General features: G+C 71.3%; 28 protein-coding genes. 16 read left to right on the top strand and 12 right to left on the bottom strand.

Features of this window, described 5'->3' with window-relative positions; translation table 11 throughout:
- Positions 1-6 precede the first annotated feature (6 nt).
- A complete protein-coding gene (locus MKK52_RS18490) occupies positions 7-477 on the top strand; it encodes a molybdenum cofactor biosynthesis protein MoaE (protein ID WP_243956255.1) in 471 nt (156 codons plus the stop codon).
- 4 nt (positions 478-481) lie between these two features.
- Here the strand turns inward: MKK52_RS18490 and MKK52_RS18485 are convergent, their stop codons facing one another.
- Positions 482-631, bottom strand: a complete 150-nt coding sequence (locus MKK52_RS18485; RefSeq protein ID WP_243956253.1) for a hypothetical protein — start codon at positions 629-631, stop codon at positions 482-484.
- 126 nt (positions 632-757) lie between these two features.
- Between MKK52_RS18485 and MKK52_RS18480 the strand changes: the two genes are divergently transcribed.
- The gene (locus MKK52_RS18480) at positions 758-1,903 is read left to right on the top strand and encodes an AI-2E family transporter (RefSeq protein WP_243956251.1); all 1,146 of its coding nucleotides are present in this window, start codon (positions 758-760) and stop codon (positions 1,901-1,903) included.
- Between the two features lie 7 nt (positions 1,904-1,910).
- Here the strand turns inward: MKK52_RS18480 and MKK52_RS18475 are convergent, their stop codons facing one another.
- Positions 1,911-3,140 (bottom strand): amidase, encoded by a 1,230-nt coding sequence (locus MKK52_RS18475; RefSeq protein WP_243956249.1) that lies wholly within the window; start codon positions 3,138-3,140, stop codon positions 1,911-1,913.
- 130 nt (positions 3,141-3,270) lie between these two features.
- Here MKK52_RS18475 and MKK52_RS18470 point away from each other — a divergent pair, with 130 nt between their 5' ends.
- The 8 genes from MKK52_RS18470 to MKK52_RS18435 all read left to right on the top strand — a co-directional run bounded on the left by MKK52_RS18470 (position 3,271) and on the right by MKK52_RS18435 (position 8,719).
- Positions 3,271-4,281 carry an extensin family protein gene (locus MKK52_RS18470; RefSeq protein WP_243956248.1) on the top strand — a complete coding sequence of 337 codons (1,011 nt, stop codon included), beginning with the start codon at positions 3,271-3,273 and terminating at the stop codon, positions 4,279-4,281.
- Positions 4,282-4,309: 28 nt separating this feature from the next.
- Positions 4,310-4,447, top strand: a complete 138-nt coding sequence (locus MKK52_RS18465) for a hypothetical protein (RefSeq protein ID WP_243956247.1) — start codon at positions 4,310-4,312, stop codon at positions 4,445-4,447.
- Positions 4,448-4,514: 67 nt separating this feature from the next.
- A complete protein-coding gene (locus MKK52_RS18460) occupies positions 4,515-4,775 on the top strand; it encodes a type II toxin-antitoxin system ParD family antitoxin (RefSeq protein ID WP_243956246.1) in 261 nt (86 codons plus the stop codon).
- A complete protein-coding gene (locus tag MKK52_RS18455; protein WP_243956244.1) occupies positions 4,768-5,070 on the top strand; it encodes a type II toxin-antitoxin system RelE/ParE family toxin in 303 nt (100 codons plus the stop codon). Before MKK52_RS18460 ends, MKK52_RS18455 begins: the two co-directional genes overlap by 8 nt.
- 121 nt (positions 5,071-5,191) lie before the next feature.
- Positions 5,192-5,656: a hypothetical protein gene (locus tag MKK52_RS18450; RefSeq protein WP_243956242.1), complete on the top strand. Its 465-nt coding sequence runs from the start codon at positions 5,192-5,194 to the stop codon at positions 5,654-5,656.
- A 20-nt stretch (positions 5,657-5,676) separates the two neighbouring features.
- Positions 5,677-6,339 carry a ribonuclease T2 gene (locus MKK52_RS18445; protein ID WP_279597922.1) on the top strand — a complete coding sequence of 221 codons (663 nt, stop codon included), beginning with the start codon at positions 5,677-5,679 and terminating at the stop codon, positions 6,337-6,339.
- A 59-nt stretch (positions 6,340-6,398) separates the two neighbouring features.
- Positions 6,399-7,253: a 23S rRNA (adenine(2030)-N(6))-methyltransferase RlmJ gene (locus MKK52_RS18440; RefSeq protein WP_243956238.1), complete on the top strand. Its 855-nt coding sequence runs from the start codon at positions 6,399-6,401 to the stop codon at positions 7,251-7,253.
- Between the two features lie 200 nt (positions 7,254-7,453).
- Positions 7,454-8,719: a porin gene (locus MKK52_RS18435; protein ID WP_243956236.1), complete on the top strand. Its 1,266-nt coding sequence runs from the start codon at positions 7,454-7,456 to the stop codon at positions 8,717-8,719.
- A gap of 60 nt (positions 8,720-8,779) precedes the next feature.
- Here MKK52_RS18435 and MKK52_RS18430 read toward each other — a convergent pair whose 3' ends face one another.
- Positions 8,780-9,316, bottom strand: a complete 537-nt coding sequence (locus MKK52_RS18430) for a GNAT family N-acetyltransferase (protein ID WP_243956462.1) — start codon at positions 9,314-9,316, stop codon at positions 8,780-8,782.
- 176 nt (positions 9,317-9,492) lie between these two features.
- Here MKK52_RS18430 and MKK52_RS18425 point away from each other — a divergent pair, with 176 nt between their 5' ends.
- On the top strand, positions 9,493-10,992 hold the full coding sequence (locus MKK52_RS18425; RefSeq protein WP_243956456.1) for a peptidoglycan DD-metalloendopeptidase family protein: 1,500 nt from the start codon (positions 9,493-9,495) through the stop codon (positions 10,990-10,992).
- 53 nt (positions 10,993-11,045) lie between these two features.
- On the opposite strand, the gene MKK52_RS18420 is transcribed toward MKK52_RS18425, so the two are convergent.
- Entirely contained in the window at positions 11,046-11,387 is a 342-nt protein-coding gene (locus MKK52_RS18420; protein ID WP_243956235.1) for a YidB family protein, read from the bottom strand.
- A gap of 88 nt (positions 11,388-11,475) precedes the next feature.
- Entirely contained in the window at positions 11,476-11,886 is a 411-nt protein-coding gene (locus tag MKK52_RS18415) for a YidB family protein (protein ID WP_243956234.1), read from the bottom strand.
- A gap of 131 nt (positions 11,887-12,017) precedes the next feature.
- Between MKK52_RS18415 and MKK52_RS18410 the strand changes: the two genes are divergently transcribed.
- The gene (locus MKK52_RS18410; RefSeq protein ID WP_243956233.1) at positions 12,018-12,917 is read left to right on the top strand and encodes an alpha/beta fold hydrolase; all 900 of its coding nucleotides are present in this window, start codon (positions 12,018-12,020) and stop codon (positions 12,915-12,917) included.
- Positions 12,918-12,932: 15 nt separating this feature from the next.
- Here the strand turns inward: MKK52_RS18410 and MKK52_RS18405 are convergent, their stop codons facing one another.
- Together MKK52_RS18405 and MKK52_RS18400 are read right to left on the bottom strand one after the other, a co-directional pair.
- Positions 12,933-14,276, bottom strand: a complete 1,344-nt coding sequence (locus MKK52_RS18405; protein ID WP_243956231.1) for a sensor histidine kinase — start codon at positions 14,274-14,276, stop codon at positions 12,933-12,935.
- A gap of 4 nt (positions 14,277-14,280) precedes the next feature.
- Positions 14,281-15,015: a response regulator gene (locus MKK52_RS18400; protein ID WP_243956230.1), complete on the bottom strand. Its 735-nt coding sequence runs from the start codon at positions 15,013-15,015 to the stop codon at positions 14,281-14,283.
- Positions 15,016-15,163: 148 nt separating this feature from the next.
- On the opposite strand from MKK52_RS18400, the gene MKK52_RS18395 reads away from it, so the two are divergent.
- Entirely contained in the window at positions 15,164-16,213 is a 1,050-nt protein-coding gene (locus MKK52_RS18395; protein WP_243956229.1) for an HpcH/HpaI aldolase/citrate lyase family protein, read from the top strand.
- A gap of 219 nt (positions 16,214-16,432) precedes the next feature.
- On the opposite strand, the gene MKK52_RS18390 is transcribed toward MKK52_RS18395, so the two are convergent.
- The gene (locus tag MKK52_RS18390; protein WP_243956228.1) at positions 16,433-17,365 is read right to left on the bottom strand and encodes an ROK family protein; all 933 of its coding nucleotides are present in this window, start codon (positions 17,363-17,365) and stop codon (positions 16,433-16,435) included.
- Positions 17,362-18,738 carry a dicarboxylate/amino acid:cation symporter gene (locus MKK52_RS18385; RefSeq protein WP_243956227.1) on the bottom strand — a complete coding sequence of 459 codons (1,377 nt, stop codon included), beginning with the start codon at positions 18,736-18,738 and terminating at the stop codon, positions 17,362-17,364. The genes MKK52_RS18390 and MKK52_RS18385 overlap by 4 nt, the downstream gene beginning before the upstream one ends.
- A gap of 245 nt (positions 18,739-18,983) precedes the next feature.
- Between MKK52_RS18385 and MKK52_RS18380 the strand changes: the two genes are divergently transcribed.
- Positions 18,984-19,415, top strand: a complete 432-nt coding sequence (locus MKK52_RS18380) for a L,D-transpeptidase (RefSeq protein ID WP_243956226.1) — start codon at positions 18,984-18,986, stop codon at positions 19,413-19,415.
- Between the two features lie 13 nt (positions 19,416-19,428).
- On the opposite strand, the gene MKK52_RS18375 is transcribed toward MKK52_RS18380, so the two are convergent.
- From MKK52_RS18375 to MKK52_RS18365, 3 genes are all read right to left on the bottom strand, one after another.
- Complete coding sequence (locus MKK52_RS18375; protein ID WP_243956225.1) at positions 19,429-20,397, bottom strand: hypothetical protein; 969 nt, start codon at positions 20,395-20,397, stop codon at positions 19,429-19,431.
- 301 nt (positions 20,398-20,698) lie between these two features.
- The gene (gene msrB / locus MKK52_RS18370; RefSeq protein WP_243956224.1) at positions 20,699-21,106 is read right to left on the bottom strand and encodes a peptide-methionine (R)-S-oxide reductase MsrB; all 408 of its coding nucleotides are present in this window, start codon (positions 21,104-21,106) and stop codon (positions 20,699-20,701) included.
- 43 nt (positions 21,107-21,149) lie between these two features.
- Positions 21,150-22,316, bottom strand: coding sequence for a YihY/virulence factor BrkB family protein (locus tag MKK52_RS18365; RefSeq protein WP_409564695.1), 1,167 nt, complete (start codon positions 22,314-22,316; stop codon positions 21,150-21,152).
- Between the two features lie 113 nt (positions 22,317-22,429).
- Between MKK52_RS18365 and MKK52_RS18360 the strand changes: the two genes are divergently transcribed.
- Both MKK52_RS18360 and MKK52_RS18355 read left to right on the top strand, forming a co-directional pair.
- Positions 22,430-23,506 carry a UV damage endonuclease UvsE gene (locus MKK52_RS18360; protein WP_243956223.1) on the top strand — a complete coding sequence of 359 codons (1,077 nt, stop codon included), beginning with the start codon at positions 22,430-22,432 and terminating at the stop codon, positions 23,504-23,506.
- A 47-nt stretch (positions 23,507-23,553) separates the two neighbouring features.
- Positions 23,554-24,105: an RBBP9/YdeN family alpha/beta hydrolase gene (locus MKK52_RS18355; RefSeq protein WP_243956222.1), complete on the top strand. Its 552-nt coding sequence runs from the start codon at positions 23,554-23,556 to the stop codon at positions 24,103-24,105.
- The last annotated feature ends 41 nt before the right edge of the window (positions 24,106-24,146 follow it).

Genomic DNA, 24,146 nt, shown 5'->3' with positions numbered 1-24,146 from the left:
TCCGCCATGGAATCTCCGCTGCCCCCCGCGAAGGTCTCGATCCAGGCCGAGCCCTTCGACCTCGCGCGGGAGGTCGCCCGCGTCGAGGCGGAGCTTGCGGGGAAGGCCGGGGCGGTCGTCACCTTCTCGGGGCTGTGCCGGGACGAGGCCGGGCGCCTCGCCGCCCTCGAACTGGAGCATTATCCCGGCATGGCCGAGGCCGAGATCGGCCGGGTGGTCGAGGAGGCCGAGACGCGCTGGCCGCTCCAGGCGGTGCGGGTCATCCACCGGCATGGGCTCGTCCGGCCCGGCGAGGGCATCGTCTTCGTGCTGACGGCCTCCGGCCACCGGATCGCGGCCTTCGAGGCGGCGAGCTTCCTGATGGATTACCTGAAGACCCGTGCGCCGTTCTGGAAGCGCGAGCATCTGGCCGACGGAACGGTCGGCGGCTGGGTCGAGGCCACCGCCGCCGACGACGCGGCGGCGGGGCGCTGGTAAGGGACTAGCCGCCGATCAGCGACAGGAGCACCAGCGAGACGGCCCCGCCCGCGATGGCGAGGCCCATCAGCACCACGCTGCTCAACTGGTCCCGCTTGTCGATGTTGTCGCCGGGGGCGAGGTGGTTGAACCGGGTGCTGCCGTGGTTGTCCATGCGCGGGTGCTCCTTGGGATGACGTCTCCGGGCATCAACGCACATCCCCCGCATTCGTCGCCCAGGGCTTGACCGGGGCGCCTGCGACGCGTTCGACGTGGGGCTCAGTGGCCGCCAAGGATCGTAATGACCGAATCGAAGCTCGAGGCCCTGAAGGGGCCGGTCGGCCCGTGGCGGGGGGCCGCCCCCCTCGCCGGCTCCGGCATCGCCGTGGTCTGCTTCACCGCCGCCCTGGCCCTGGCCTGGATGTCGGCGGGCACGCTGCTCCTGATCTTCGCCGGCGTGCTGCTCGGCGTATTCCTCGACGGTCTGACGCGGGCGCTCGCCTATGTCCTGCCGCTGCCGCGCAGCCTGCGGCTGACGCTGGCGAGCGTCACCGTCGCGCTCCTGGCGCTCGGCTTCGCCACCTATGGCGGCACCACCGTCGCGCAGCAGGGGCGTGACCTCGGCAGCACCATCAAGACGCAGGCCGATTCCGTGAACACCTGGCTCGCCGACCACGGGATCGACGTGCCCCTCCTCGGCCCGGCGAAGGACGACGGCCGGTCCGCGCGGGAGCCCGGCCAGCAGGAGAGCGGCCTCGGCGGCCTCGCCTCCGGGCTGCTGAAGAGTTCCGGTTCGGTCCTGTCGAGCGCGGGCAGCGTGCTCGGCCCGGCGACGGCGGTGGTGCTCGGCCTCGTGGATGCCGTGGGCAACCTCCTCGTCATCGTCTTCCTCGGCGCGGCCTTCGCGGCCGACCCGCACAGCTACCGCGACGGCGTGCTGCGCTTCATCCCCCCCACGAAGCGCCGCCGGGGGGCGAAGGTGCTCGACGGGGCGGGCGAGACCCTGCGCCACTGGCTGTTCGGCCAGCTGCTGACCATGACGGCGATCTTCCTGTTCACCTGGGCGGGCCTCGCCTTCCTCGGCATCGGCGGCGCGCTGATCCTCGGCCTGCAGGCGGGGCTCCTCGCCTTCGTGCCCACGGTGGGGCCGCTCGTGGCGGGCCTCGTGATCCTGCTCGCCGCCCTGGCGTCAGGGCCGAAGGCGCTGCTCGGCGCGCTCGGCGTCTACCTCGCGGTGCAGTGCCTGGAGAGCTACGGGCTCACGCCCTTCATCCAGAAGCGGGCGCTCGACATCCCCCCGGCGACGATCTTCGCCGGGCAGCTCGTGCTCGGCGTGATCTTCGGTCTTTGGGGCATCGCGCTCGCCCTGCCGCTGCTCGCGGTGATCAAGGTGCTGCTCGAACAGCTCTACGTCGAGGACACGCTCGGCGAGCATCCGGGGCATTGAGGGGCATTCACCCCCGCAGGGCGTCCTCGATCAGCTTGGCGACGGCGAGCGCCTGCCCGTCGCCGCCGAACCGGCCGATGACCTGCACGCCCACGGGCAGGCCGTCGCCCGGCACCGGCACGTTCACGCAGGGCACGCCCATCAGCGTCCAGAGCCGGTTGAAGCGCGGATCGCCCGTGGAGGCGAGGCTCACCGGGGCCGGGCCGGCGGCCGAGAAGGTGAGGATGGCGTCGAACTCGCCGAACAGGCCCTTCAGCACCCGGCGGGCGCGGTGGGCGTGGCGGCGGGCGTCGTCGTAGGTCGCGGGGGCGGTGGCATCGCCCGCTTCGAGGTTCCGCCGGACATGGGGCGGGAGGCTGTCGCGATGGGCGGTGAACTCCCAGCCCAGCGCCTGCCGCGCTTCGAAATCCTGGATGGCGCTGTGGCGCTCCCAGGCCTGCGCGAGTTCCGGCGGCAGCGTCAGGTCGAAGACGCGGGCCCCCGCCCGCTCGGCGGCGGCGCGGGCCGTGGCCAGCGCCGCCTCGGCGGCGGGCTCGGGCGCCTCCGCGAAGTCCTGGCGCACCAGGGCGATGCGGGGCGCGGACGTGGCCTCCCCGTCGATCCCGTCCCGGCCGGTGATGGCGGCGAGCGCATAGGCGAGGTCGCCGACGCCCGCCGCGAACAGGCCGACCGTGTCGAGGGCCCAGGACCACGTCTTCACCCCGACCGTGGGGATCAGCCGGAAGGAGGGCTTGATCGCCGCGCAGCCACAATAGCTCGCCGGGCGGATCACCGAGCCCGCCGTCTGGGTGCCCAAGGCCAGCGGCAGCATGCCGGCGCCCACCGCCGCCGCCGAGCCGGCCGACGACCCGCCGGGCGTGTGGCCGGCATCGTGCGGATTGCGCGTCTCGGTGGGGTCTGAGCTGGCGTAGGCGGTGGTGGTGGTCTTGGCGAGCGCCACCGCGCCGCGCTCCTTCAGCCGCGCCACGACGGCCGCGTCCGCCTTCGGGCGCCAGCCCGCGTAGAGCGTCGTGCCGAGCTGCGTCGGCAGGGTGGCGGTGTCGATGATGTCCTTGATGCCGACCGCGATGCCCGCGAGCGGCCCGTCCTGCGGGATCGCCGGATCGGGATCGATGGCGACGAAGGCGCCGATGGAGGGATCGCGCGCGGCGATGGCCTCCCGGCAGAGGTCGACGGCGCCGGCCGGGGTCAGGGTGCCGGCGGCGATACGGGCGCGGAGATCGAGGAGCGAAAGCATCGCTTATGTGGTCGACCAGGGTGGGGGCCTGTCAACCGCGTCGGGCGTGGACCGTGCCATGCCACAGGGGTCGGGAAAGCGGAAACGCGCTTGACGAAGCGTTTACGGGATCGTGCGCACCGTCTGGTTCATGCGGCGTAGCGTTCTCGCGTTCTCAGGCCTGGCCCTGTTCGGGGCGGCCCTCACGGCCTGCTCGGTCAACCGGTTCGAACGGCGCGAGCCGTGGCGGGACCAGGCGGAGCAGGTGTGCCTCGCCAAGAAATTGGTGACGCAGACCGAATTCATCACGCCGGCGGCCGCCATCGACGGCCCCGGCCCCTGCGGCATGCAGCAGCCCTTCCGGGTGACGCGGCTCGGCAACGGCTCCGTGATCCTCAAGCAGCGGATGACGCTGGGCTGCCCGGCCCTCGCCGAGGCCGACGCGTGGCTCGCGGACACGATCCAGCCGGCGGCCGAACTCTATTTCGGCGTCCCTGTGGCCGAGATCAACGCGGGCTCCTATTCCTGCCGGGGGCGCAACAACCAGCCCGGCGCCAAGCTCTCCGAGCACGGCTTCGGCAACGCCATCGACGTGATGTCGCTCAAGCTCGCGGACGGCCATGTCATCACCGTGAAGGGCGGATGGCGCGGCACCGAGGCGGAGCAGGGCTTCCTCCGGGAGATCTTCCTGGGCGCGTGCCAGCGCTTCACCACGGTGCTGGCGCCGGGCTCGAACGTGTTCCACTACGACCACATCCACGTGGACCTCGCCCGGCACGACCCGCGCGGCCTGCGCCGGATCTGCCAGCCGCTGATCAAGTTCACGCCGCAGCTCGGCGGCGACGGCCCGCGTCCGCTCTCGAAGCCCGTCCCGCCGCCGCGCCAGCCCGCGCCGCCGCAGGCCCCTGTGGATATCGAGGAGGACGATCCCTACGGCGTCTCGCCGATGTCGAAGGCCGCGAGCCCGACGCAGGTGGCCCGCGCCCCGGCGCGCGTGCCGGCGCAGGTGCCCTCGGCCTACACCTCGGTGCAGGCGCACCCGAGCCTTGCCCCCCGCCCGGCCCCGCGCGTCGCAGCCGTGCCGGAGGAGCCGGGCGAGGAGTACGGCGAGCCGCTGCAGCTCGGGGCGCCCCCGCCCTCCGTCGAGGGCCCGATCTACTGATCCGGCGGGTCCGCCCTATACCGGACCCATGCGACGCCTCATGCTCGGCGGCTTCATCGCCGCGATCTTCGTTGGAATCCTGCTGATCGGCCTGTGGTGGACGAAGGCGACCCCCGTCGTCCCGGCCACCCCACCGGACCCGGCCTCGTCGTCGGCGCCGCGATAGGGCGGGCCCTCCCGCGATTGCCGGACTATCATAATATGATAGTCTCGATCCGCCTCAGGAGGGACCCGTGCCGTCGAGCTACACGCTGGGTGCACATTACGAACGCTTCGTCCGCGATCTGGTCGCCAGCGGGCGCTACGCCTCGGCGAGCGAGGTGATGCGCGACGGCCTGCGCCTGGTCGAGGAGCGGGAGCAGATGCGCGCCGCCAAGCTCGATGCCCTGCGCCGCGACATCCGCGAGGGGCTGGACAGCGGCGCGCTCGAACCGCTCGACATGGCGGCGATCAAGGCCGAAGCCCGCCGCCGCAGGGCCGCGAAGGGTGAGTAGGATCCAGCGGCACCCCCGTGCCGCCGAGGACTTGCTCGACCTCTGGAGCTACATCGCCCAGGACGACATGGATGCCGCCGACCGGATGCTCGACCGGATCGAGGCGAAGCTTCACCTCGTCGCGCAGCACCCCCTCATGGGTCGCGGGAGGCCGGAACTGGCTGATGGTCTGCGCAGCGTGACGCTGGGCAATTCCGTGCTCTTCTATCGGCCGATCCCGGATGGGATCGCCCTGGTGCGGGTGTTGAGCCGTTACCGCGACCTGGATACGGCCGAGTTCGAGGATCGATTCTGAGCTGCGGCCACCGTGGCGTCCGGGCCGCACCAGGCGCCCAATCCACCGACGCGGCGTGGCGGCGGCTTGACTGATCGCCCGCCCCGGCCATCGTCCCACCATGCCGGTTCGGACCCTTGTCATGCGCCCCTTCCTCGTCCGTCTCACCCTCGGGCTCGCCCTCGGCGTGACCGCCGTCGGCGCCGCCGAGGCCCGCTCCGCCCGTGAGGATGTCGAGCCCGCCGAGGAGCGGGTCTTCCCCTACGATGCGCAGATTCCGGGCTGCCAGGATCCCGACGTGCTGGAGAAGGTGGCGACGAACTTCGCCGAGAAGGAAGCGAAGTTCTGGAACTCCTCCATGACCATCATCGCGTTCGACAGGATCGAGCGGACGGCGTGGCGTCCCTGGGGGCTCGATGCCATCCCGCGCCGGTTCTGCTCCGCCGTCGCCACAACGTCGGACGGGTTGCACCGGAAGATCGACTACTCGGTGCGCGAGAGCCTCGGCATCATCGGGTCCACCTGGGGCGTCGAGTTCTGCGTCCACGGCCTCGACCGCAACCTCGCCTATGCCTACGCCACCGCCTGCCGGATGGCGCGGCCCTGAGCGGACGGACGACAGTGCGCCTGCCCACGCTCCGCGCCGGCCTGCTGGGGCTGGCGGCCCTGGCCTCGCTCCCCGCCGCCGCGCAGGATTACGGTGGGTTCGGCCGCCGCTCCGCGCCGGGCGATTTCGACTTCTACGTCCTCGCCCTCTCCTGGTCGCCGACCTTCTGCGAGGGGGACGGCGGCCGCCGGGACGAGCCGCAATGCGCCCCCGGCCGGGGCCTCGGCTTCGTCGTGCACGGGCTCTGGCCGCAATACACCCGCGGCTACCCGCAGAACTGCTCCGCCGTGCAGCGCCCGATCACCCGGCAGGCGATGGAGGTGGCGGGGCAGGTCTATCCGAGCGAGGGCCTCGCCCGGCACGAGTGGCGCACGCACGGCACCTGCTCGGGCCTCGATCCGTCCTCGTACTTCACCGCCGTCAGGCAGGCGCGGCTGGCGGTGACGATCCCCGACGGGCTGAAGACCGGCGGGCAGCGGCTCGCGCCGGTGGAGATCGCCCGCCAGTTCGTGGCCGCGAACGCCGGCCTGCGACCGGACATGATGTCGGTGAATTGCGCGCGGGGCCAGCTGACCGAGGTGCGGATCTGCTTCGCGAAGGATCTGCGCGGCTTCACCCCCTGCCCCGAAGTCGCCCGCAGCAATTGCCGCTCGCCGGACATCGCCCTCGATCCGCCCCGCTAAAGCGGAATTTCGGGGCCCGGCCCTGGACGGGCGGCGCCGGATCCGCTTGAGCCACAGCCATGAATTACCGGCACGCCTTCCACGCGGGAAACCACGCCGACGTGCTCAAGCACCTCGTGCTGGCCCGCGTCCTCGCCCATCTCGGCCTCAAGGACAAACCGTTCCGGGCGCTCGACGCCTTCGCCGGCCTCGGCATCTACGACCTCAAGGCCGACAAGGCCCGCCGCACCGGGGAATGGCAGGGCGGCTGGGGCCGGCTGGCCGAGCCCTTCCCGGAGCCGGTGGAGGCGCTGCTGGCGCCCTACCGCGCGGCGGTGGCGGCGACGCAGGAGCGGCACGGCGCCAGCACCTATCCCGGCTCCCCGGCGGTGATCCGCGAGTTCCTGCGGCCGGGCGACCGGGGCGTGTTCGTGGAACTGCACCCGCAGGACGCGGCCGTGCTCAAGGAGCGCTACAACAGCGATTCGCGCACCAAGGTGCTGCATCTCGACGGCTGGACGGCGGTCAACGCGCAGATCCCGCCGCCGGAGCGGCGCGGCCTCGTGCTGATCGACCCGCCCTACGAGGTGCCGGGCGAGGTGGAGCGGCTCGGCGCGCATCTCCTGAAGGCGGTGGCCAAGTGGCCGACCGGGATCTTCCTCGCGTGGTACCCGGTGAAGGATGCGGCGGCGATCGACCGGATGGCCGCCGAACTCGATGCCGGCCTCGCCCGCCCGGCGCTGCGCCTCGACCTGCTCATCGCGCGGCCCGACGACCCAACCCGCCTTTCCGGCAGCGGCCTCATCGTGGTGAACCCGCCCTGGCGCCTCGCCGAGGAGGCCCTGGTGTTCCTGCCGGCGCTGGCGGAGCGACTCGCCCAGTCGGGATATGGTGGTTTTCGGTGCGATCCGCTCGGAGCCAAAGGTATCGATTGAATTAATCTGTACCTCGTGCGCCGCTTCAAGCATTCGTGGCGCGTCATCTAGATGTGGCGCCCAAGCCACAACGCTGAAACGAACGTTGCTGCGACGCGAGATTTGCCCAAAAAGTGTGCAAGTGCAAATACTTTGCTTTTGTGCCGAAACGCACGTGATGGCAGCTTGGCCGTAGATTCTCAGAACCGAGCTGCAAGCCGATGTCGAAGCGTTCCACCCTGGCCGGTCTGGCCGCCGCGCTGCTCTCCTCCACGGTGGCCTTCGCGGCCGACATGCCGGCCCCGGCGCCCGTTCCGGCCCCGGTGGAGCCGTGCAAGGCGACGCTGCTCGGCCCGGCCTATGGCGGCGTGATCAAGGCGAACCCGAACCCGACCTGCTTCGGCGTCGGCGGCCTCGGCGACATCTACATCGGCGGCGCGCTGACCGGCTACGGCTACACCCAGAACAACCCGTTCCCGATGGCCTTCGCGCCCCCCGGCTACGCCCCTGATCGGGCGGCCCGGTTCGACTTCTCGAACCTCCAGGGCTGGATCCAGAAGCCCGAGGGCACCTTCCAGTTCTACGTGCAGGGCGGCGGCTACGCGATCCCCGGCCTCGGCGTGCAGAACCTGAGCTCCATCGACCAGACGGACCTGCTGTTCACGCCCCTCCCGGTGGCCTTCGGCAAGATCCAGATCAACGACGCGTGGTCGGTGCAGGGCGGCCGGATGCCGACCATCATCGGCTCCGAGGCGCCGTTCACCTTCCAGAACCTCAACATCAACCGCGGCCTGCTCTTCGCGCAGGAGAACGTGATCAATCACGGCGTGCAGCTGAACTGGGCCGAGGGCCCGTGGTCGGTGTCGGTGGCCGGCACGGACGGGTTCTTCGCGGGCGACATCACGTGGTTCACTGGGAACGTCGCCTACAAGATCGACGATTCGAACACGATCGGCGTGAACGGCGGCGTCAATCTCGGCAGCCAGAACGTCCTCAACCGCAGCCTGCGCTACCAGTTCGCGACCCCGCTGAACCAGCAGAACAGCGGCATCTTCAACATCAACTACACCTACTCGAACGGCCCGTGGATCGTCACGCCGTACTTCCAGTTCACGAACGTCGAGGCGGACCAGCGCATTGGCATCCTGCAGAGCGCCTCGACCTACGGCGGCGCGCTGCTGGCGGCCTATTCCTTCACCGACAACTTCGCCCTGGCGGGTCGCGTCGAGTACGAGGAGCAGAGCGGCGTGCGCGGCTCGGGCACGACCAGCCTCCTCTACGGCGCGGGCAGCAACGCCTTCTCCATCACCGTCACCCCGACCTTCACCTTCGACCGCTACTTCCTGCGTGTCGAATACGCCCACGTCGAGCTCGGCGGCATCACCCGCGGCAGCCTCGCCAACGGCACGCTGGGCACCGGCTTCGGCCGCGACGGCAACCGGACCTCGCAGGACCGCTACATGGTCGAGACCGGCGTCACCTTCTGATCGCCGCCTCACGGACGCCGAAGCGCCCCGGACCCTGGTCCGGGGCGTTTTCGTTTGGGCTCAGGCCCGCGCGCGGGTGAGGAGGCGGCGGCCGGGCCGGTGGCCCTCCTCGCCGGTATCCTCGAAGCCGAGCTTGCGCAGGAGGCCCCAGGAGGCGGTGTTGGCCGGGCGGCACTCCGCCACCAGGGTGCGGGCGGGAAAGCGCCGGGCGAGATGGCCCGCGAGCGCCGAGACCGCCTCGAAGGCGAAGCCCCGGCCCCGGGCGGCGCCGCCGATCCAGTAGCCGATCTCGATGAAGCCGGGGCCGCGCAGGTGCGCCCCCACCACGCCGACGAGGGCGGCGGCCCCGCCCTCCCCCCGGATCCAGGCGCCGAGGAAGCGGTCGCGCTCGCGGTTGCCGCCGTGGATCAGGCCCTTCGCATCCTCGAGGGTGAAGGGCTCCGGCAGGAAGTCGATGGCCCCGGTGATGGCCGGATCGTCCGTGAGGCGGGCGAGCGCGGGGGCATCCTCCGGCGCCAGCCCGCCCAGGGTCAGCCGCGCGGTTTCGAGGCGCGGCAGGTCGGCGAGGCTGTCTCGCGGGGAGGACAGGTTGAATATCGCGGAGATGTGGGGTGCCGGGCCGCCCGGGGAAGCCGGCGCCCACACGCCCAGCGTGTCGCTGCACCGCACATCCCGCCGTTTCCAAGGCCATCTCATGGTGAACGGGAACGGTTGCTTAACCTGAATCCGGCTTCATGACGGCATCGGGTGGCGTTGTGCTGGCGGGTGCGTCGATGCGGGTGCGTGGAGCGGTCAGGGGGTTTCAGACGCTGTCGCGCGTCGCCCTCGTGGGGATCATCGGTGGTGGCGCGGCGGCCTGTTCGTCCGATGCGTCGCGGCTGAGCAGCCCCTTCACCAACCCCTTCTCGGAGCCTGCCGCGACGGGCAGCCTGCCGGATGACGACATCAAGCCCGTGGCGCCCCTGCGCACCGGCCGCATCCAATCCGAAGCGCTCGGCGCCCCCGGCGCGTCGCGGCCCGCCCCCGTGGCGAGCACGCTGCCGCCGCCGGCCGCCGCGAGCCCGACGCGGGTCGCCTCCGTCGGCTCCTCCGGCTGGAGCGCCCAGGGCGGCACGCGCATCACCGTCTCGAAGAACGACAGCCTCACCCAGATGGCGACCCGCTACGGCGTGCCGGGCTCGGCGATCCTGCAGGCCAACGGCCTGACCAGCGCCAGCCAGATCACCCCCGGCCGCGAGATCGTCATCCCGTCCTACAACAACGTCTCGGGCCTCAACCCCTCCGCCGCCGCCATGACCGCCCGCCCCGCGCGCGCCGTCGAGGAGAAGCGCGAGGATGCCAAGGCCCTGGAGGCCAAGGAAGCCCGCGAGCGGGATTCCCGGGCGCAGGAGGCCAAGCGCGTCGCCGCCCGCGAGAAGGACGCCAAGGAGGCCCGCGAGAAGGAAGCCCGCGAGGCCCGTGAGAAGGAGGCCCGGGAGGCCAAGGAACTCGCCGCCCACAAGGCGGCCGAGGCCAAGGCCGCCGAGGAGAAGGCGCGCAAGCTCGCGGCCCTGAAGGACGGCGACAAGAAGCACGTCCGCCCCGGCCAGACCAAGACGGCCGACGCGAAGGCCGCCGACGCGAAAGCTGCCGACAAGGCCAAGGTCGCGGCGAAGGACGCGAAGGACGCGGCCAAGGAAGCCGCCAAGGACGCCGCCAAGAGCGCGGCCAAGGCCGAGGCGGCCCAGAAGCTCGCCGAAGCCAAGGCGGCGCGCGAGGCCGCGAAGGAAAGCGCCAAGGAGACGGCCAAGCAGGCCGCCGCCGAGAAGGCCGCCAAGGCGCCGAAGGTCGAGGTCGCCAAGGCCGAGCCCGCTCCGGCAAAGGCCGAGCCGGCCACCACCGCTTCGGTGCCCGCCCAGGCGAGCAGCGACAACTTCCGCTGGCCCGCCAAGGGCCGGGTGATCGCGGGCTACGGCTCGTCGGGCAACGAGGGCATCAACATCGCCCTGCCCGAGGGCACGCCGGTCAAGGCCGCCGAGGACGGCACCGTCGCCTATGCCGGCTCGGACGTGAAGGGCTACGGTAAGCTGGTGCTCGTGCGGCACTCCAACGGCTACGTTTCGGCCTACGCCCATAACGGCGAGCTGGACGTGAAGCCCGGCGACAAGGTCAAGCGCGGCCAGACCATCGCGAAGTCCGGCGCCTCCGGCAACGTGACCTCGCCGCAGCTGCACTTCGAGATCCGCAAGAGCGGCGCCCCGGTCGATCCGATGTCGCAGCTCGCCAGCAACTGAGGCCAGCGCCTCGCAGGCAAACGGCGGTCCCCCAAGGGCCGCCGTTTCGCGTTTCAGGCCTTCGGCGGCTGCAATTCGCCGTTCGGGCTGTGCTGGTCCACCGTGTCCGGCAAGGCCTTGGCCAGGGTGGGGAACAGCTGCTCCACGGGGATGCCGAGCTTCGTCGCCATGGCGCGGACCTGCTCGTTCCCAATGACCTTCTGCAGATCTTCGGCGGTGATCGGCTCGTTGGGGCCGCGCCCGAGCCAGGAATTCACCTGCGATTCGTAGCCGTGCTCCCGCAACTGATCGAGCAGGGCATTGAGGCCGCCGGGCAGCACCTGCTGGATGATGCCGGGCAGCGCCTTCATCGCCATCTGCTGCAACGAGCCGCCGAGCGAATCGAATACACTCATCTGCTGATCTCCGCCGGGGCCGGGTGGCCCACGGCGCCGACCATAGTGACCTTCCGCGACCGCGTCGTCACGGAGACCGGCCGAAGGCTCAGCTGGCCGGCTTGTCCACCACTTGCGTGCTGGCAAACACCGGCTGAGTCTTCAGCCGCCCGTTCTCGCTGAGACCCGTCACCGCGGCGGGCAGGAACTCCGACAGGGCCGTGGGCAGGCGCTCCCGCGACAAGGAGAGGTCCGTGGCGAGGCTGTCGGCCACGCGGTCCGGCAGCGCCTGCGCGATGGCGGCGGCGGGCACGGGCTTCGGGTCCGTGCCGTTCAGCCAGGACTCGACCTGCGTGCCGTGGCCGTCCTGCCGCAGCCGGTCGAGGAAGCCGGCGAGGCCGCCGGGATAGAACTTCGCGAAGGCCATGGGGATGTCACGGCCCCCGACCTCCGCGATGGTCCGCTCGGTCGCCGCCGCGAGATCGCCGATCACCGTCTTCACCCCGTCCAAGAGCCCCATCGCCACCCGTCCTTCCGTCGAAAAAGATCATCCGAGGCCTGAAGTTCGGGCGCTGGACAGGGTCGGCAAGCCTGTGCGACGCGGAGCACGTGCGGCACGTCACGCGTGCCGCCGCGAGGGAGCGACAGGACATGGCCGCAGCCGGTTCCGTGAAGCACATCCACGCCGGTGTCCTCGACATCGCCTATCACGAGACCGGACCGGCGGACGGGCCTCCGGCCATCCTGCTCCACGGCTTCCCCTACGACATCCACGCCTGCTTGCCGGCGGCCGAGATCCTCGCCGGCCAGGGCGTGCGCTGCCTCGTGCCGTATCTGCGCGGCTACGGGCCGACGCGCTTCCTCGACGCCGCCACGCCCCGCTCCGGGGAGCAGGCCGCCCTGGGGGCCGACCTCCTCGCCTTCCTCGATGCGCTGGGCATCGCGCGGGCGGTGGTGGCGGGCTACGATTGGGGCGGGCGCGCGGCCTGCGTCGTCGCGGTCCTGTGGCCGGAGCGGGTGCGTGGGCTGGTCTCGGGCGGCAGCGGCTACAACATCCACGACGTGGCCCGCTCCGGCCGCCCGGTCGCGGCCGAGTCCGAGAGCCGGCTCTGGTACCAGTACTATTTCCACACCGAGCGCGGCCGGGCGGGCCTGACGGAGAACCGCGCCGGCATCGTGGAGCTGCTGTGGCGGCAATGGTCGCCGCATTGGGATTTCGATGCGGCGACGCTCGCCCGCACGGTTGCGGCCTTCGACAATCCGGATTTCGTGGAGGTGGTGATCCACTCCTACCGCGTCCGCTACGGCGTGGTGCCGGGCGACCCCGCCTATGCGGAGATCGAGGCCCGGCTCGCGCCCCAGCCGAAGATCGGCGTGCCGACCATCGTGCTGGAGGGCAGCGACGGCGGCGTCTTCCCGCCTAAATCGGATGATGGCGACGCGGCCCGCTTCAGCGGCCCCTACCGCTACCGCCGCCTGCCGCGCATCGGCCACAACGTCCCGCAGGAGGCGCCAGAGGCCTTCGCGCAGGCGGTGCGGGAGTTGCTGTGAGGGGCGTTCTCGCCCTCACGCTCCTGCGCGAGGCAATGTCAGCGTGAAGCACGCCCCGCCGAGCCGGCCGGCGCAGACGGCGATGGTGCCGCCATGGGCCTCGGCGATCTGGCGGGCGATGGCGAGGCCGAGCCCATTGCCGCCGGTGCGGCGGTTGCGGGAACCCTCGATTCGGTAGAACGGGCTGAAGATCGCGGCGGCCTCGGCGCTTCCGACGCCGGGTCCGTCATCCTCGACCCGCAGGCTGCACTGCTCCGGCCCGGACTCGACGGCGATCTCGACCTTGCCGCGCCCGAACTTCACCGCGTTGTCGAGGAGGTTGGCGATCACCCGGCGCAGGGCGACCGCATCCCCCGGCACGGTGGCCTCGGCCACCTCCTCGCCGACGAGGGCGACCGGCTGGCCGAGGGCCGAGCGTTCCGCCGCCTCCACCGCCGCGAGGTCGGCGAGATCGACCCGCCCCCGGATCTGCGAGACGGTGGTGCCCCGCGCGAAGGCGAGCGAGGTCTCGATCAGGTCCGTCATGCCGTCGATGTCGGCGGCCATGCGCTCGCGGCCCTGCGCGTCCGGCCAGGATTCGGCGCGCAGGCGCAGGCGGGTGAGGTAGGTCTTCAGGTCGTGCGAGATCGCGCCAATCAGGAACGAGCGCTCCTGCAGCAGCGCCGCCACCCGCTCCTGCATCGCGTGGACCGACCGGGCGAGGCGCTGCACGTCCGGCGCGCCGGACACCGGCACGGGACCGGCGGGGGGCGAGCCATCGAAGGCCTCCGCCGCCGCGCTCAGGCGGCGCAGGGGCCGCATCTCCCGCTGCGCCCCGAGCAGCGCCAGCCCCGCCACGGCGATGCCGAGGATGCCGATCCACATCCCCGGCGCGAGACCGAACAGCTTCAAGGAGATCGCACGTTGCGGCTCGATCTCGTCGAGGACGAGGACCGACCCGTCGTCCAGACGGGCGACGATGCGGGTCACGCGCCCGCCCTCGCCATCCGCATAGGCGCGAAGCCCGTCGTCCTTGCCGGGAGCCGGCCGCTGCAGCGCCTCGGAGAAGGCCCGCAGCATCGCCTCCGAGCGCGGGAGCCGGCGCAGTCCCTCGCCGGGCGGGGCCGCGTCCGCGAGGGCGGCGTGCAGGCGGATGCCGCTCACCGCGCGCAGGATGGTGGGCCGCAACGACGGCTCGGTGCGGGAGAGGAGGTCGATCACCCCCGCCGCCTGCTCCAGGCGCGGATAGGGCGCGACCTGCGCGCTGCGCGGGCTGGCGGGCTCCATGCGGCCCACGAGGATCGCGCCGACGATCACCGCGCCGAGGGCGGCCATCAGGATCAGCATGATCCGGCCGAGCAGGCCGATGCGACTCAACATGCGGTCAGGCCGGGCGGACGGGGGCGGCGAGGATGTAGCCCGCGTTGCGCACCGTCTTGATCAGGGCCGGCAGGCCGCTGCCCGCCTCGTCCAGCCGCTTGCGCAGGCGGCTGACCTGCACGTCGATGGTCCGGTCGAACACGTCCGCGACGCGGCCCCGCGTCCAATCGAGGAGTTGGTCGCGGGAGAGCACCCGCTGTGGCCGCGTGACGAAGCACATCAGCAGGTCGAACTCGGCGCTGGTGAGCGTCACCTCGCGCGGCGCCCCACCCTCCCCGTCCGCGTGGACCGAGCGGGCGGCGGGGTCGATCACGAGGTCGGCGGCCCGCAGCCGTTCCGCACTCGGAGCCTCCGCGACGGCGCCTCCGCGCGTCCGCCGCAGCACCGCGCGGATGCGGGCCAGCAGCACGCGCGGGTTGAACGGCTTCGAGACGTAATCGTCCGCACCCATTTCCAAGCCGAGCACCTTGTCGATGTCCTCGTCCTTGGCGGTGAGCATCACGACCGGCGGCCCGCCGCCCTCGCGCAGGCGGCGGCAGATGGACAGGCCGTCCTCGCCGGGCAGCATCCAGTCGAGCACGATCAGGTCCGGCGCCGGCCCCTGGGCGAGGCGCCGGTCGAGGGCGGCGCCCCCGTCGAGACTCTCGACGCGAAAACCCTCTCCCTCCAGGAAGCCGCCGAGCAGCGCCCGGATTTCGGGATCGTCCTCGACGATGGCGAGCGTGGTGCCCTCGTTCATAACGGGAAGAATAGGCGCCCCGGCCCCGCCCGCAACGGCGGAAAAGCCGCCGTCACAAAACGTTACAGGACGAAAGCACGCCTTTACCTCGGCCGTTGCCGTGCCATAACCCCGTCTTGAGGAACGCCAGAGCCGAAGGCCGCACGCGATGAAACTGCCCCGCCGCTTCTTCCAGCCGCTCGCGACCGGCGCGCCGGCCCCCTTCCGGGACCTGCCCGTGAAGCTGGAGCGGATGATCCACTTCGTGCCGCCCCACAACGACAAGGTGCGCGCCCGCGTGCCGGACCTCGCCCCGACCGTCGACGTGGTGCTCGGCAACCTGGAAGACGCGGTGCCGGCCGACCAGAAGGAGGCCGCGCGCAAGGGCTTCGTCGCCATGGCGCAGGCGACTGACTTCGCCGCCACCCAGACGGGGCTGTGGACGCGCATCAACGCCCTGAACTCCCCGTGGATTCTGGACGACCTGTTCACCATCGTCGCCGAGGTCGGCGACAAGCTCGACGTGGTGATGGTGCCCAAGGTCGAGGGCCCGTGGGACATCCACTACATCGACCAGTTGCTGGCGCAGCTCGAAGCCCGCCACGGGGTGAAGAAGCCGATCCTCGTCCACGCCATCCTCGAGACCGCCGAGGGTGTCGCCAACGTCGATGCCATCGCCTGCGCCTCGCCGCGGATGCACGGCATGAGCCTGGGGCCCGCCGACCTCGCGGCCTCGCGCGGCATGAAGACCACCCGCGTCGGCGGCGGCCACCCCGATTACCGGGTCATCGCCGATCCGGCGGGCGACGCCCCCCGCGCCAGCGCGCAGCAGGACCTCTGGCACTACACCATCGCCCGGATGGTCGATGCCTGCATGGCGAACGGCATCAAGGCCTTCTACGGCCCGTTCGGCGACTTCTCGGATCTGGCCGCCTGCGAGGTCCAGTTCCGCAACGCCTTCCTCATGGGCTGCGCCGGGGCCTGGACGCTGCATCCGAGCCAGGTGGCGCTGGCCAAGACGGTATTCGCGCCGGACCCGGCCGAGGTCGCCTTCGCCGCCCGCATCGTCGCCGCCATGCCCGACGGGACCGGCGCCGTGATGCTCGACGGCAAGATGCAGGACGATGCCACGTGGAAGCAGGCCAAGGTCATCGTCGACCTCGCCAAGCTCGTGGCCGCCAAGGACCCGGATCTGGCGAAGGTTTACGATCTGGGGTGAGGCGCCGCCAGCATCCCCTCTCCCTGCTTGCGGGGAGAGGGCTGCGACGACCTTGTCGTCGTCGCAGCGAGGCGACAGCCGATGGTGAGGGGCGCTGCCGGAAGAGTCTCTTACGGTGAGCCCCCTCACCGTCGCTCGGGCTTCGCCTCCGCTCCCGTTTGCACGACGAGGTGCAAACGGGCCTCTCCCCGCAGGCGGGGAGAGGGGAGCCCCCACGTCTCACACCGTCTCGCTGCCCCACAGCCACGCCGCCCCGCGCACGCCGGAATCGTCGCCGTGCAGGCTTGCGCGGACGGGGGTGTCGAACGCGTCGGAGAAGATGTGCGGGCGCATGGCGTCCGGCAGGCCGGCGATCAGCTCCGGGATGCGCGAGAGCCCGCCGCCGACCACGATCACGTCCGGATCGAGGACGTTCACCACCTGCGCCGCCGCCCGGCCGAGGCGGTCGAGATGGAGCGCCAGGGTCTCCCGCGCCGCCGCGTCGCCGTTCCGCGCGGCGGCCACCACGGCCTCGGCGGTCGGCGTGCCGCCGTGACGCCGGGCGTGGTCGGCGGCGAGCGAGGGACCCGAGACCCAGGTCTCGACGCAGCCCCGCCGGCCGCAATAGCAGGCCGGGCCCGGCCGCTCGTCGTCGTGAGGGCCGGGCAGCGGGCCGTGGCCCCATTCCCCGGCGATGCCGTTGCGCCCCGCATGCAGCCGCCCCTCGATGGCGAGGCCGGAGCCGACGCCCGTGCCGAGGATGATCGCCCAGACCACGCGCCCGCCCGCCCCCGCCCCGTCCGTCGCCTCGGAGACGGCGAGGCAATCGGCGTCGTTGGCGACCCGCACCGGGCGGTCGAGCCGGGCGGCGAGGTCGGCGCCGAAGGGATGGCCGATCAGCCAGTGGGAGTTGGCGTTGCGGACGAGGCCGGTGGCCGGCGACAGGCTGCCGGGCATGCCAATGCCGACGCTGCAGGGGCGCCCCGCCTCCCGCTCCAGCCGCAGGACGAGATCGGCCACCGCCGCGACGGTGGCCCCGTAATCGCCCCTGGGGGCCGGGACGCGCGCCTGCGCGAGGCGGCTCCCGTCCCGAGCGAGGACGACCCCGGCGATCTTGGTGCCGCCGAGGTCGATCCCGAGCCTTGCAGGTCCCTTTGCCGTCGCTGTCGTCACTCCGCGGCGGCGACCTTGGTGTCGGTCGCGATCGGGGCGGGCGAGTTGTCCGTCACCGCCGTGCCGATCCCGATCGGGTTGGCCATCACCTCGTTGAGCTTGGTCCGGTCGAGTTCGCCTTCCCAGCGGGCGACCACCACGCAGGCCACGCCGTTGCCGACGAGGTTGGTGAGGGCGCGGCACTCGGACATGAACTTGTCGATGCCGAGCACGAGGGTCATCGCGGCCACGGGCACCGGATTGTTCGGGATGGCCGAGAGGGTGGCGGCGAGGGTGATGAAGCCCGCGCCCGTCACGCCCGAGGCGCCCTTCGAGGTCAACATCGCCACGAGGATGATCGTCGCGTACTGGCCGATCGACAGGTCCGCCCCCACCGCCTGCGCGAGGAACAGGGTGGTGAGCGTCATGTAGATGTTGGTGCCGTCGAGGTTGAACGAGTAGCCGGTCGGCACCACGAGGCCCACGACCGAATCCGACGCGCCGAGGCGGCGCATCTTGGTCATCATGTGCGGCAGCACCGTCTCGGAGGACGAGGTGCCCAGCACGATCAGCAGCTCGTCCTTGATGTAGGCGAGGAACTTCAGGATCGAGAAGCCCGACACCCGCGCGATGGTGCCGAGGACCACAAGCACGAACAGCAGCGAGGTCAGGTAGAAGGTCGCGACGAGCTGGCCGAGGTCGTAGACCTTCTGGATGCCGTATTCGCCGATGGTGAAGGCCATCGCGCCGAACGCGCCGAGGGGCGCGAGCTTCACGATGATGCCGATGATGCGGAAGAAGATCTGCCCGGCGGTGTCGATGGCGCTGCTGACCACGGCGGCCTTCTCGCCGAGCCCCGTGACGACGCAGCCGGTGAGGATCGAGACGAGGAGCACCTGCAGCAGGTCGCCCGTGGCGAAGGCGTCGAAGAAGCTCTTCGGGATCAGCGCCATGATGTGCGCGACGGTCGAGTCGGCGGCGGCCTTGCTCGCGTAGCTCGCGACCTTGCTGGCGTCGAGCTTCGACGGGTCGGCGTGGAAGCCGGCGCCGGGCTGGATGACCTCGCCGACGATGACGCCGATCAGTAGCGCCAGGGTGGAGACCACCTCGAAGTAGACGAGCGCCTTCAGGCCGACCCGGCCGACCTTCTTCAGGTCGCCGATCGAGGCGATGCCGTGGACGATGGTGCAGAAGATGATCGGCGCGATCATCATCTTGATGAGGGCGATGAACGCGTCGCCGAGCCACTTCAGCGACTTGCCGGTGGCCGGGTCGTACCAGCCGAGCAGGATGCCGAGCGCGATCGCGATCAGCACCTGGATGTAGAGCACCTTGTACCAGGGCTCCTTGGGAGCGGTCGTCGTGCCCCCCGTCGCGTGGATCGCCTGTGCCATTCTCTATCCTCCGCGCGATCCCCGCGCGCCTCCCTACGTGTCACGCTATCCGGCTTCGGAAGCCTTCTCAACGGCGTCTCCGTAGTCCGCCGCGAGCCCCCGGTGACAAAAACCTGTCAATTGCCGCCGCCACTCGGTCTCCACAGGACCGGCAATGCGTCACCTTAGCTGTAGGCGTGCGCGATACTGCAACCAAGAGGGTTCGTGTCGACGCCGGCCGCCGCGACAGCCTCCGGTGACACCCCATGTCGAGGACTTTCCATCTCCGTGCCGCCCTCCTCGGGGCGGCGCTGACCTGTCTACTGCCCGCCCTCCCCGCCGCAGCGGGCGTCGTCGCCCGGATCGATCAGGGGCAGCAGCGGATGCGGGTCTATGTCGACGGGGCGCCGGCCTTCGAATGGACGGTCTCCACCGCGCGGCGCGGCTTCGTCACGCCGAACGGCGCGTATCGGGTCGGCCGGATGGCCACGATGTGGCGCTCGCACAAGTATCACGGCTCGCCGATGCCGCACGCGATGTTCTTCCGGGGCGGCTATGCCATCCACGGGACCTATGCCACCGGCGCCCTCGGCCGGCGGGCGAGCCACGGATGCATCCGTCTCTCGCCCGGCCATGCGGCGACCCTGTTCCGCCTCGCCAGGAACTATGGCGGGGCGGCGGTGATCATCCGCAACTGAGGGGGTTTCCCCCTCAGCCCTGGTTCTGGGTGCGGCGGGGCCGGACGGTCCAGCGCTCGAACACCGCGCCCGGATCCTCCGGCTTCTCGGCCTGGGCCGGGTTCTGGTGGATCGCCGCGCCGAGGGCCGCCGACAGGCTCTCGATCACGTCGTCGATCCGGGCATCGCCATGCACGGCCTCGGCCGGGGTGCCGGACGCGGCCGGCTGGCCGTGATCCTCGGCGCGGGGCGCCTCGTGACGGGGCTCCTCGACCGGCTCGTGCTGCGGCTCGGGCTCGGGGGCCGGCAGCTCGGCCAGCGCCGGGGCGGGCTCGGGGGCCGGGATCGGCAGCGGGGCCGCCATGTGGATCTCCGGCTCGGGGGCCGGGCGGGCGGGCTCGGGGGCCGGCGGCGGGGCCGGACGGCGCAGGGTGCCGGCGAGGCTGTCGAGGTTCTCGGAGGCGCGCGTGGGGGAGTTGTAGCGGCCGAAGCCGAAGCGCGGCTCGATGATGTCCAGCACCGCGTCGAGGGCGGCGTTGCTGAGCGACAGCTCGGCCGCCGCCGGCACGCCCTGGATCGCCAGGGCGGAGCGCTCGAAGGTCGGCTCGTTCGTCACCTCGCGGCCGAACCACACCGGGGCCTGGAAAGCGGAGGCCTGCCCGGCATCGTCGAACACGACGCTCACGAGGTCGATGCTGCCGGGGGAGACGTAGCGGTCCACCACGATCTCCCGGCCGCCGGCGGCCAGGGTCGTGCGGTCGTAGGCGGCCTTGCCGGGGCAGACGTCGAGCAGGGCGTCGCCGTGGGCGCGCGGCACCTCGGTGCGCTCCTCGACGCCGTTGTTCACGAGGATGAGCTGGCAGGCCTGTCCGTCCACGCGGACGAAGGAGTTGCGGCCGCCCTGCGGGGCGAAATGACCTTCGGTGATGCGGCTGCTGCCCCGCTCCTTGCGGAGGAGCCTCACGAGGGCCGGGGCGACGAGGAACCTGCGGGTTGTGCTCATGGACTGTTTCACTCCTCACGCCCGGCCCGGCATGGCGCTCGGGTACGACCGATTGGTCCGGTCACCTTCGACGCACCGAGTCACGTGCAAGTCGAGCGAACGGTTCGGTGGGTTTCGACCTTGCGCTGCATCGCGAAAAAGCAAAGCCTGACTGTAGCTTTCCGCAACAGGCGCATGACCAATCCCGTACTCTTTAGAGCGACTACGCAAAATGGCGCCGGAATCAAGGCGCGAAGCATGGGGCAAGGGGGATCGTGAGGGGAGTTTCCCCACGATCCCCGCTCCCCATCCACGGGATTCGTCAGGCGGGCTCGAAAGCCAGGGCCGCGCCGTTCATGCAGTAGCGAAGGCCGGTCGGGGCCGGGCCGTCCTCGAAGACGTGGCCGAGATGGCCCTTGCAGCGGGCGCAATGGACCTCGGTGCGGGACATGCCGTAGCTGCGGTCGGTGGTGGTCTCCACCGCGCCGTCGAGGGGCGCGAAGAAGCTCGGCCAGCCGGTGCCGGACTCATACTTGGTGCCCTGCTCGAACAGGGGCTGGCCGCAGCCAGCACAGGCGAAGGTGCCGGCCCGCTTCTCGGCGAGGAGGCAGGACGTGCCGGCCCGTTCCGTGCCGTGCTCGCGCAGCACGCGATACTGGTCCGGGCTGAGGCGGGCGCGCCATTCCGCGTCGCTCAGGGTCTCGGCGGGGGCGGTGATGCTGTCGGACATGGAGATCTCCTTTCCCCGAATATAGGAAGCCTCCCCCCGCCCGTCATGCCGCCGCGCCGACCGTGTCGGCCATCCGCGCCCGGCGGGCGCCCAGCGGCAGGGGTTGGCCGGTGGTGGTGTCGCGCCCGGTCTGGTGCTCGATCTCGGCGTTGATCTCCCCGCCGAGTAGCACGATCGTGGACGAGATCCAGATCCAGGTCATGAAGCCGATCACGGCGCCCAGCGACCCGTAGGTCTCGTTGTAGGTGCCGAAGCTCGACACGTACCAGGAGAAGAGCAGCGAGGCGACGAGCCAGAGCAGCCCCGCCACGAGGCTGCCGACGCCGACCCAGCGCCAGCGGGCGTGCTCCCGGCTCGGCCCGAACCGGTAGAGGACCGAGAGCGCGCCGAGGATCACCAGCAGCAGGGCGGGCCAGCGGAGCGCCGCGATCAGCCACGCCTCGGAGCCCAGGCCGAGGAAGTTGAACACCACCGGCACCACGACGATGGCGTTCAGGGCGATGATCGCGAAGATCAGCCCACCCACCGTGAAGGTGAGGGAGCGCAGGTTCAGCATGAAGAAATTGCGCTTCTCCTCCTCCTCGTAGACGACGTTCAGGGCATCGAACATCGCCTTCATGGCGGCGTTCGCGCTCCAGATCGACACGAGCAGGCCGGTGAAGAAGGTGAGGCCCAGCGTCCCGCTGGGCTTCGAGGCGATGCGCTTCACCTGATCGCCGATGATCTCCACCGCGCCCGAGGGCAGCACCGCGTGGAGCTGCGCGAGGTGCTCGTTGATGACGCTGGCATCCGCGAACAGGCCGTAGAGCGTCACCAGGGCGATGATGCCGGGGAACAGGGCGAGCAGGGTGTAGAAGGTTACGCCCGCCGCGACGGCGAGCACCCGGTCCTTGATGAACTCCAGGTAGACGCGGATCAGGATGTCCTTCCAGCCGGAGGCGGGGATATCCGCCGGGTGCTCGGCGTGGCGCCCGCGCTCGGGCTGGGTCGCGGTGATGAGCCTCGCGGCGTGACCCTCGATGGAGCGCGCTCCGAGGGTCGAGGCCGGTTTGCGGTTGCCCTTCGGTTCCGGCTCCGGCGCGGGGATCGCCGCGGCGTCCCGCCTCGGCTGGGCGAGGGCCAGCGCGACGAGCGCCGAGCCGAGCATCAGGATCCACAAGGTCGAGGCTTGATCGGGCGGGCCGCCCGGGCGGGGGGAAGGCGTCGTCATCGGGGTTCGGCCGGGGCGAGGTGGGCGGTATTGCCACGCTCCGCTGTTTCGCAAACGTCGGCCCCGCGCGCCCGTTCCGCGTGACGGAACGGCACTTCGCGCGTTAGGCCCCCATGCCAAACCGCGCCCCCTCGCCTGCACGCCTCGGATTCTGCTGCACCTTCGTCCTCGACGAGCCGCCGGGCACCCATGCCACCCTCAAGGCGGCGCGGGAGGCCACCCGCGCCATGAACCTGACGACGGTGACGATGGCGCATCTCGCCAAGCTCGACCCCGCCGCCCGGCGGGAGAAGCTTTTCGGCGTCGTGACGCATAATCTGACGGCCCTGTCGCGCCAGATCGCCTGGGTCGGCGCCCGCCCGCCCCTGGAGCGGCTGCTGCGCATGGGCAGCAACGTCCTGCCCGGCTACACGCACCACTCCGTACAGGCGCTCTATGCCGAGCCGGAGATGCGCAAGACCGTCGAGACGGGCCTCGCCGAGGCCGGGGCGCTGGCGCGCAAGCTCGGCGTGCGGCTGAGCTTCCATCCCGGCCCGTTCTGCCTGATCGCGAGCCGCAACCCGGCGGCGATCGAGAACGGCCTGTCCGAACTCGACTACCACGCCGAGCTGTTCGGCCTGATGGGCTACGGCGACGGCTGGCACCGGCACGGCGCGCACATCAACATCCATGTCGGCGCGGGCGACCCCGGCGTCGCGGGCTTTCGCGAGACCCTGCCGCGGGCGAGCCGCCTCGCCCGTGACCTCGTGACGGTGGAGAACGACGAGAACCTGTTCGGCCTCGACGAGGTGCTGCGGCTGGCCGACCTCGTGCCCGTGGTCCTCGACCTGCACCACCACTGGGTCCAGAGCGGCGGCGAATATCTCGAACCGGACGATGCCCGGATCGGCCGGGTGATCGAATCCTGGCGCGGGGTGCGGCCGGTGGCGCATATCAGCGTCTCGCGGGAAGCCGTCATCACCGACGGCGCGGAGAGCCGCCTCCCCGACTTCCCCGCGTTGCGCGAGGCGGGCCATTCGGTGCGCGACCTCGCGGCCCATTCGGACCTGATGTGGAACCGGGCGGTGAACGACCTCGTGTCCCGCCACCTCGCCTGGGCGGATTTCGAGATCGAGGCCAAGCACAAGAACCTCGCCTCCATGCAGATCGCCGCGCACATCCTGGCCCTGGAGCAGGCGGCAGCGGCCTGAGTGCCGAGGCTTGCGCGGCGCCGGGGGGCTGCTCTAGGCATCCTGTGATGAAGACCGCCGATTGTGACATCCTGATCGTGCCCGGGCTCGGGGGTTCCGAGGAGGGCCACTGGCAGGCGCGCTGGGCCGGGCGCCTCCCGACGGCCCGGATCGTCGCGCAGGACGATTGGCACGTCCCCACCCCCGAGGAATGGTGCGGGCGGGTGGCCGAGGCGGTCGCGCAGGCGACGCGGCCCGTCATCCTCATCGCCCATAGCCTCGGCGTCGTGGCCTGCGTCGAGGCGGTGCCGCGCTTTCCCGAGGGCGTGGTGCGCGGCGCCCTGTTCGTGGCGTTCCCCGATGTGGAGGAGGCCCCCAACCTCCCCGACACGGTGCGCGCCTTCGCCCCCGTGCCCCGCGACCCCCTGCCCTTCCCGTCCCTGCTCGTGGCGAGCCGTACCGACCCACACTGCGCTTATGACCGCGCCGACGACTTCGCCCATTCCTGGGGTGCGCTGACCGTCGATGCGGGCGAATCGGGCCACATCAACGTCGCCAGCGGCCACGGGCCCTGGCCGGAGGGGTTGATGCGGTTGGCCGGGTTCTTGAGGGGATTGTGATAGCGCAATGTGCTTGCACTATGTGAGGTGCAGGCATATTT

Source organism: Methylobacterium sp. J-067, from assembly GCF_022829465.1.
Lineage (GTDB): Bacteria > Pseudomonadota > Alphaproteobacteria > Rhizobiales > Beijerinckiaceae > Methylobacterium > Methylobacterium litchii.
This window is presented reverse-complemented; position numbering and strand designations above follow the sequence as displayed.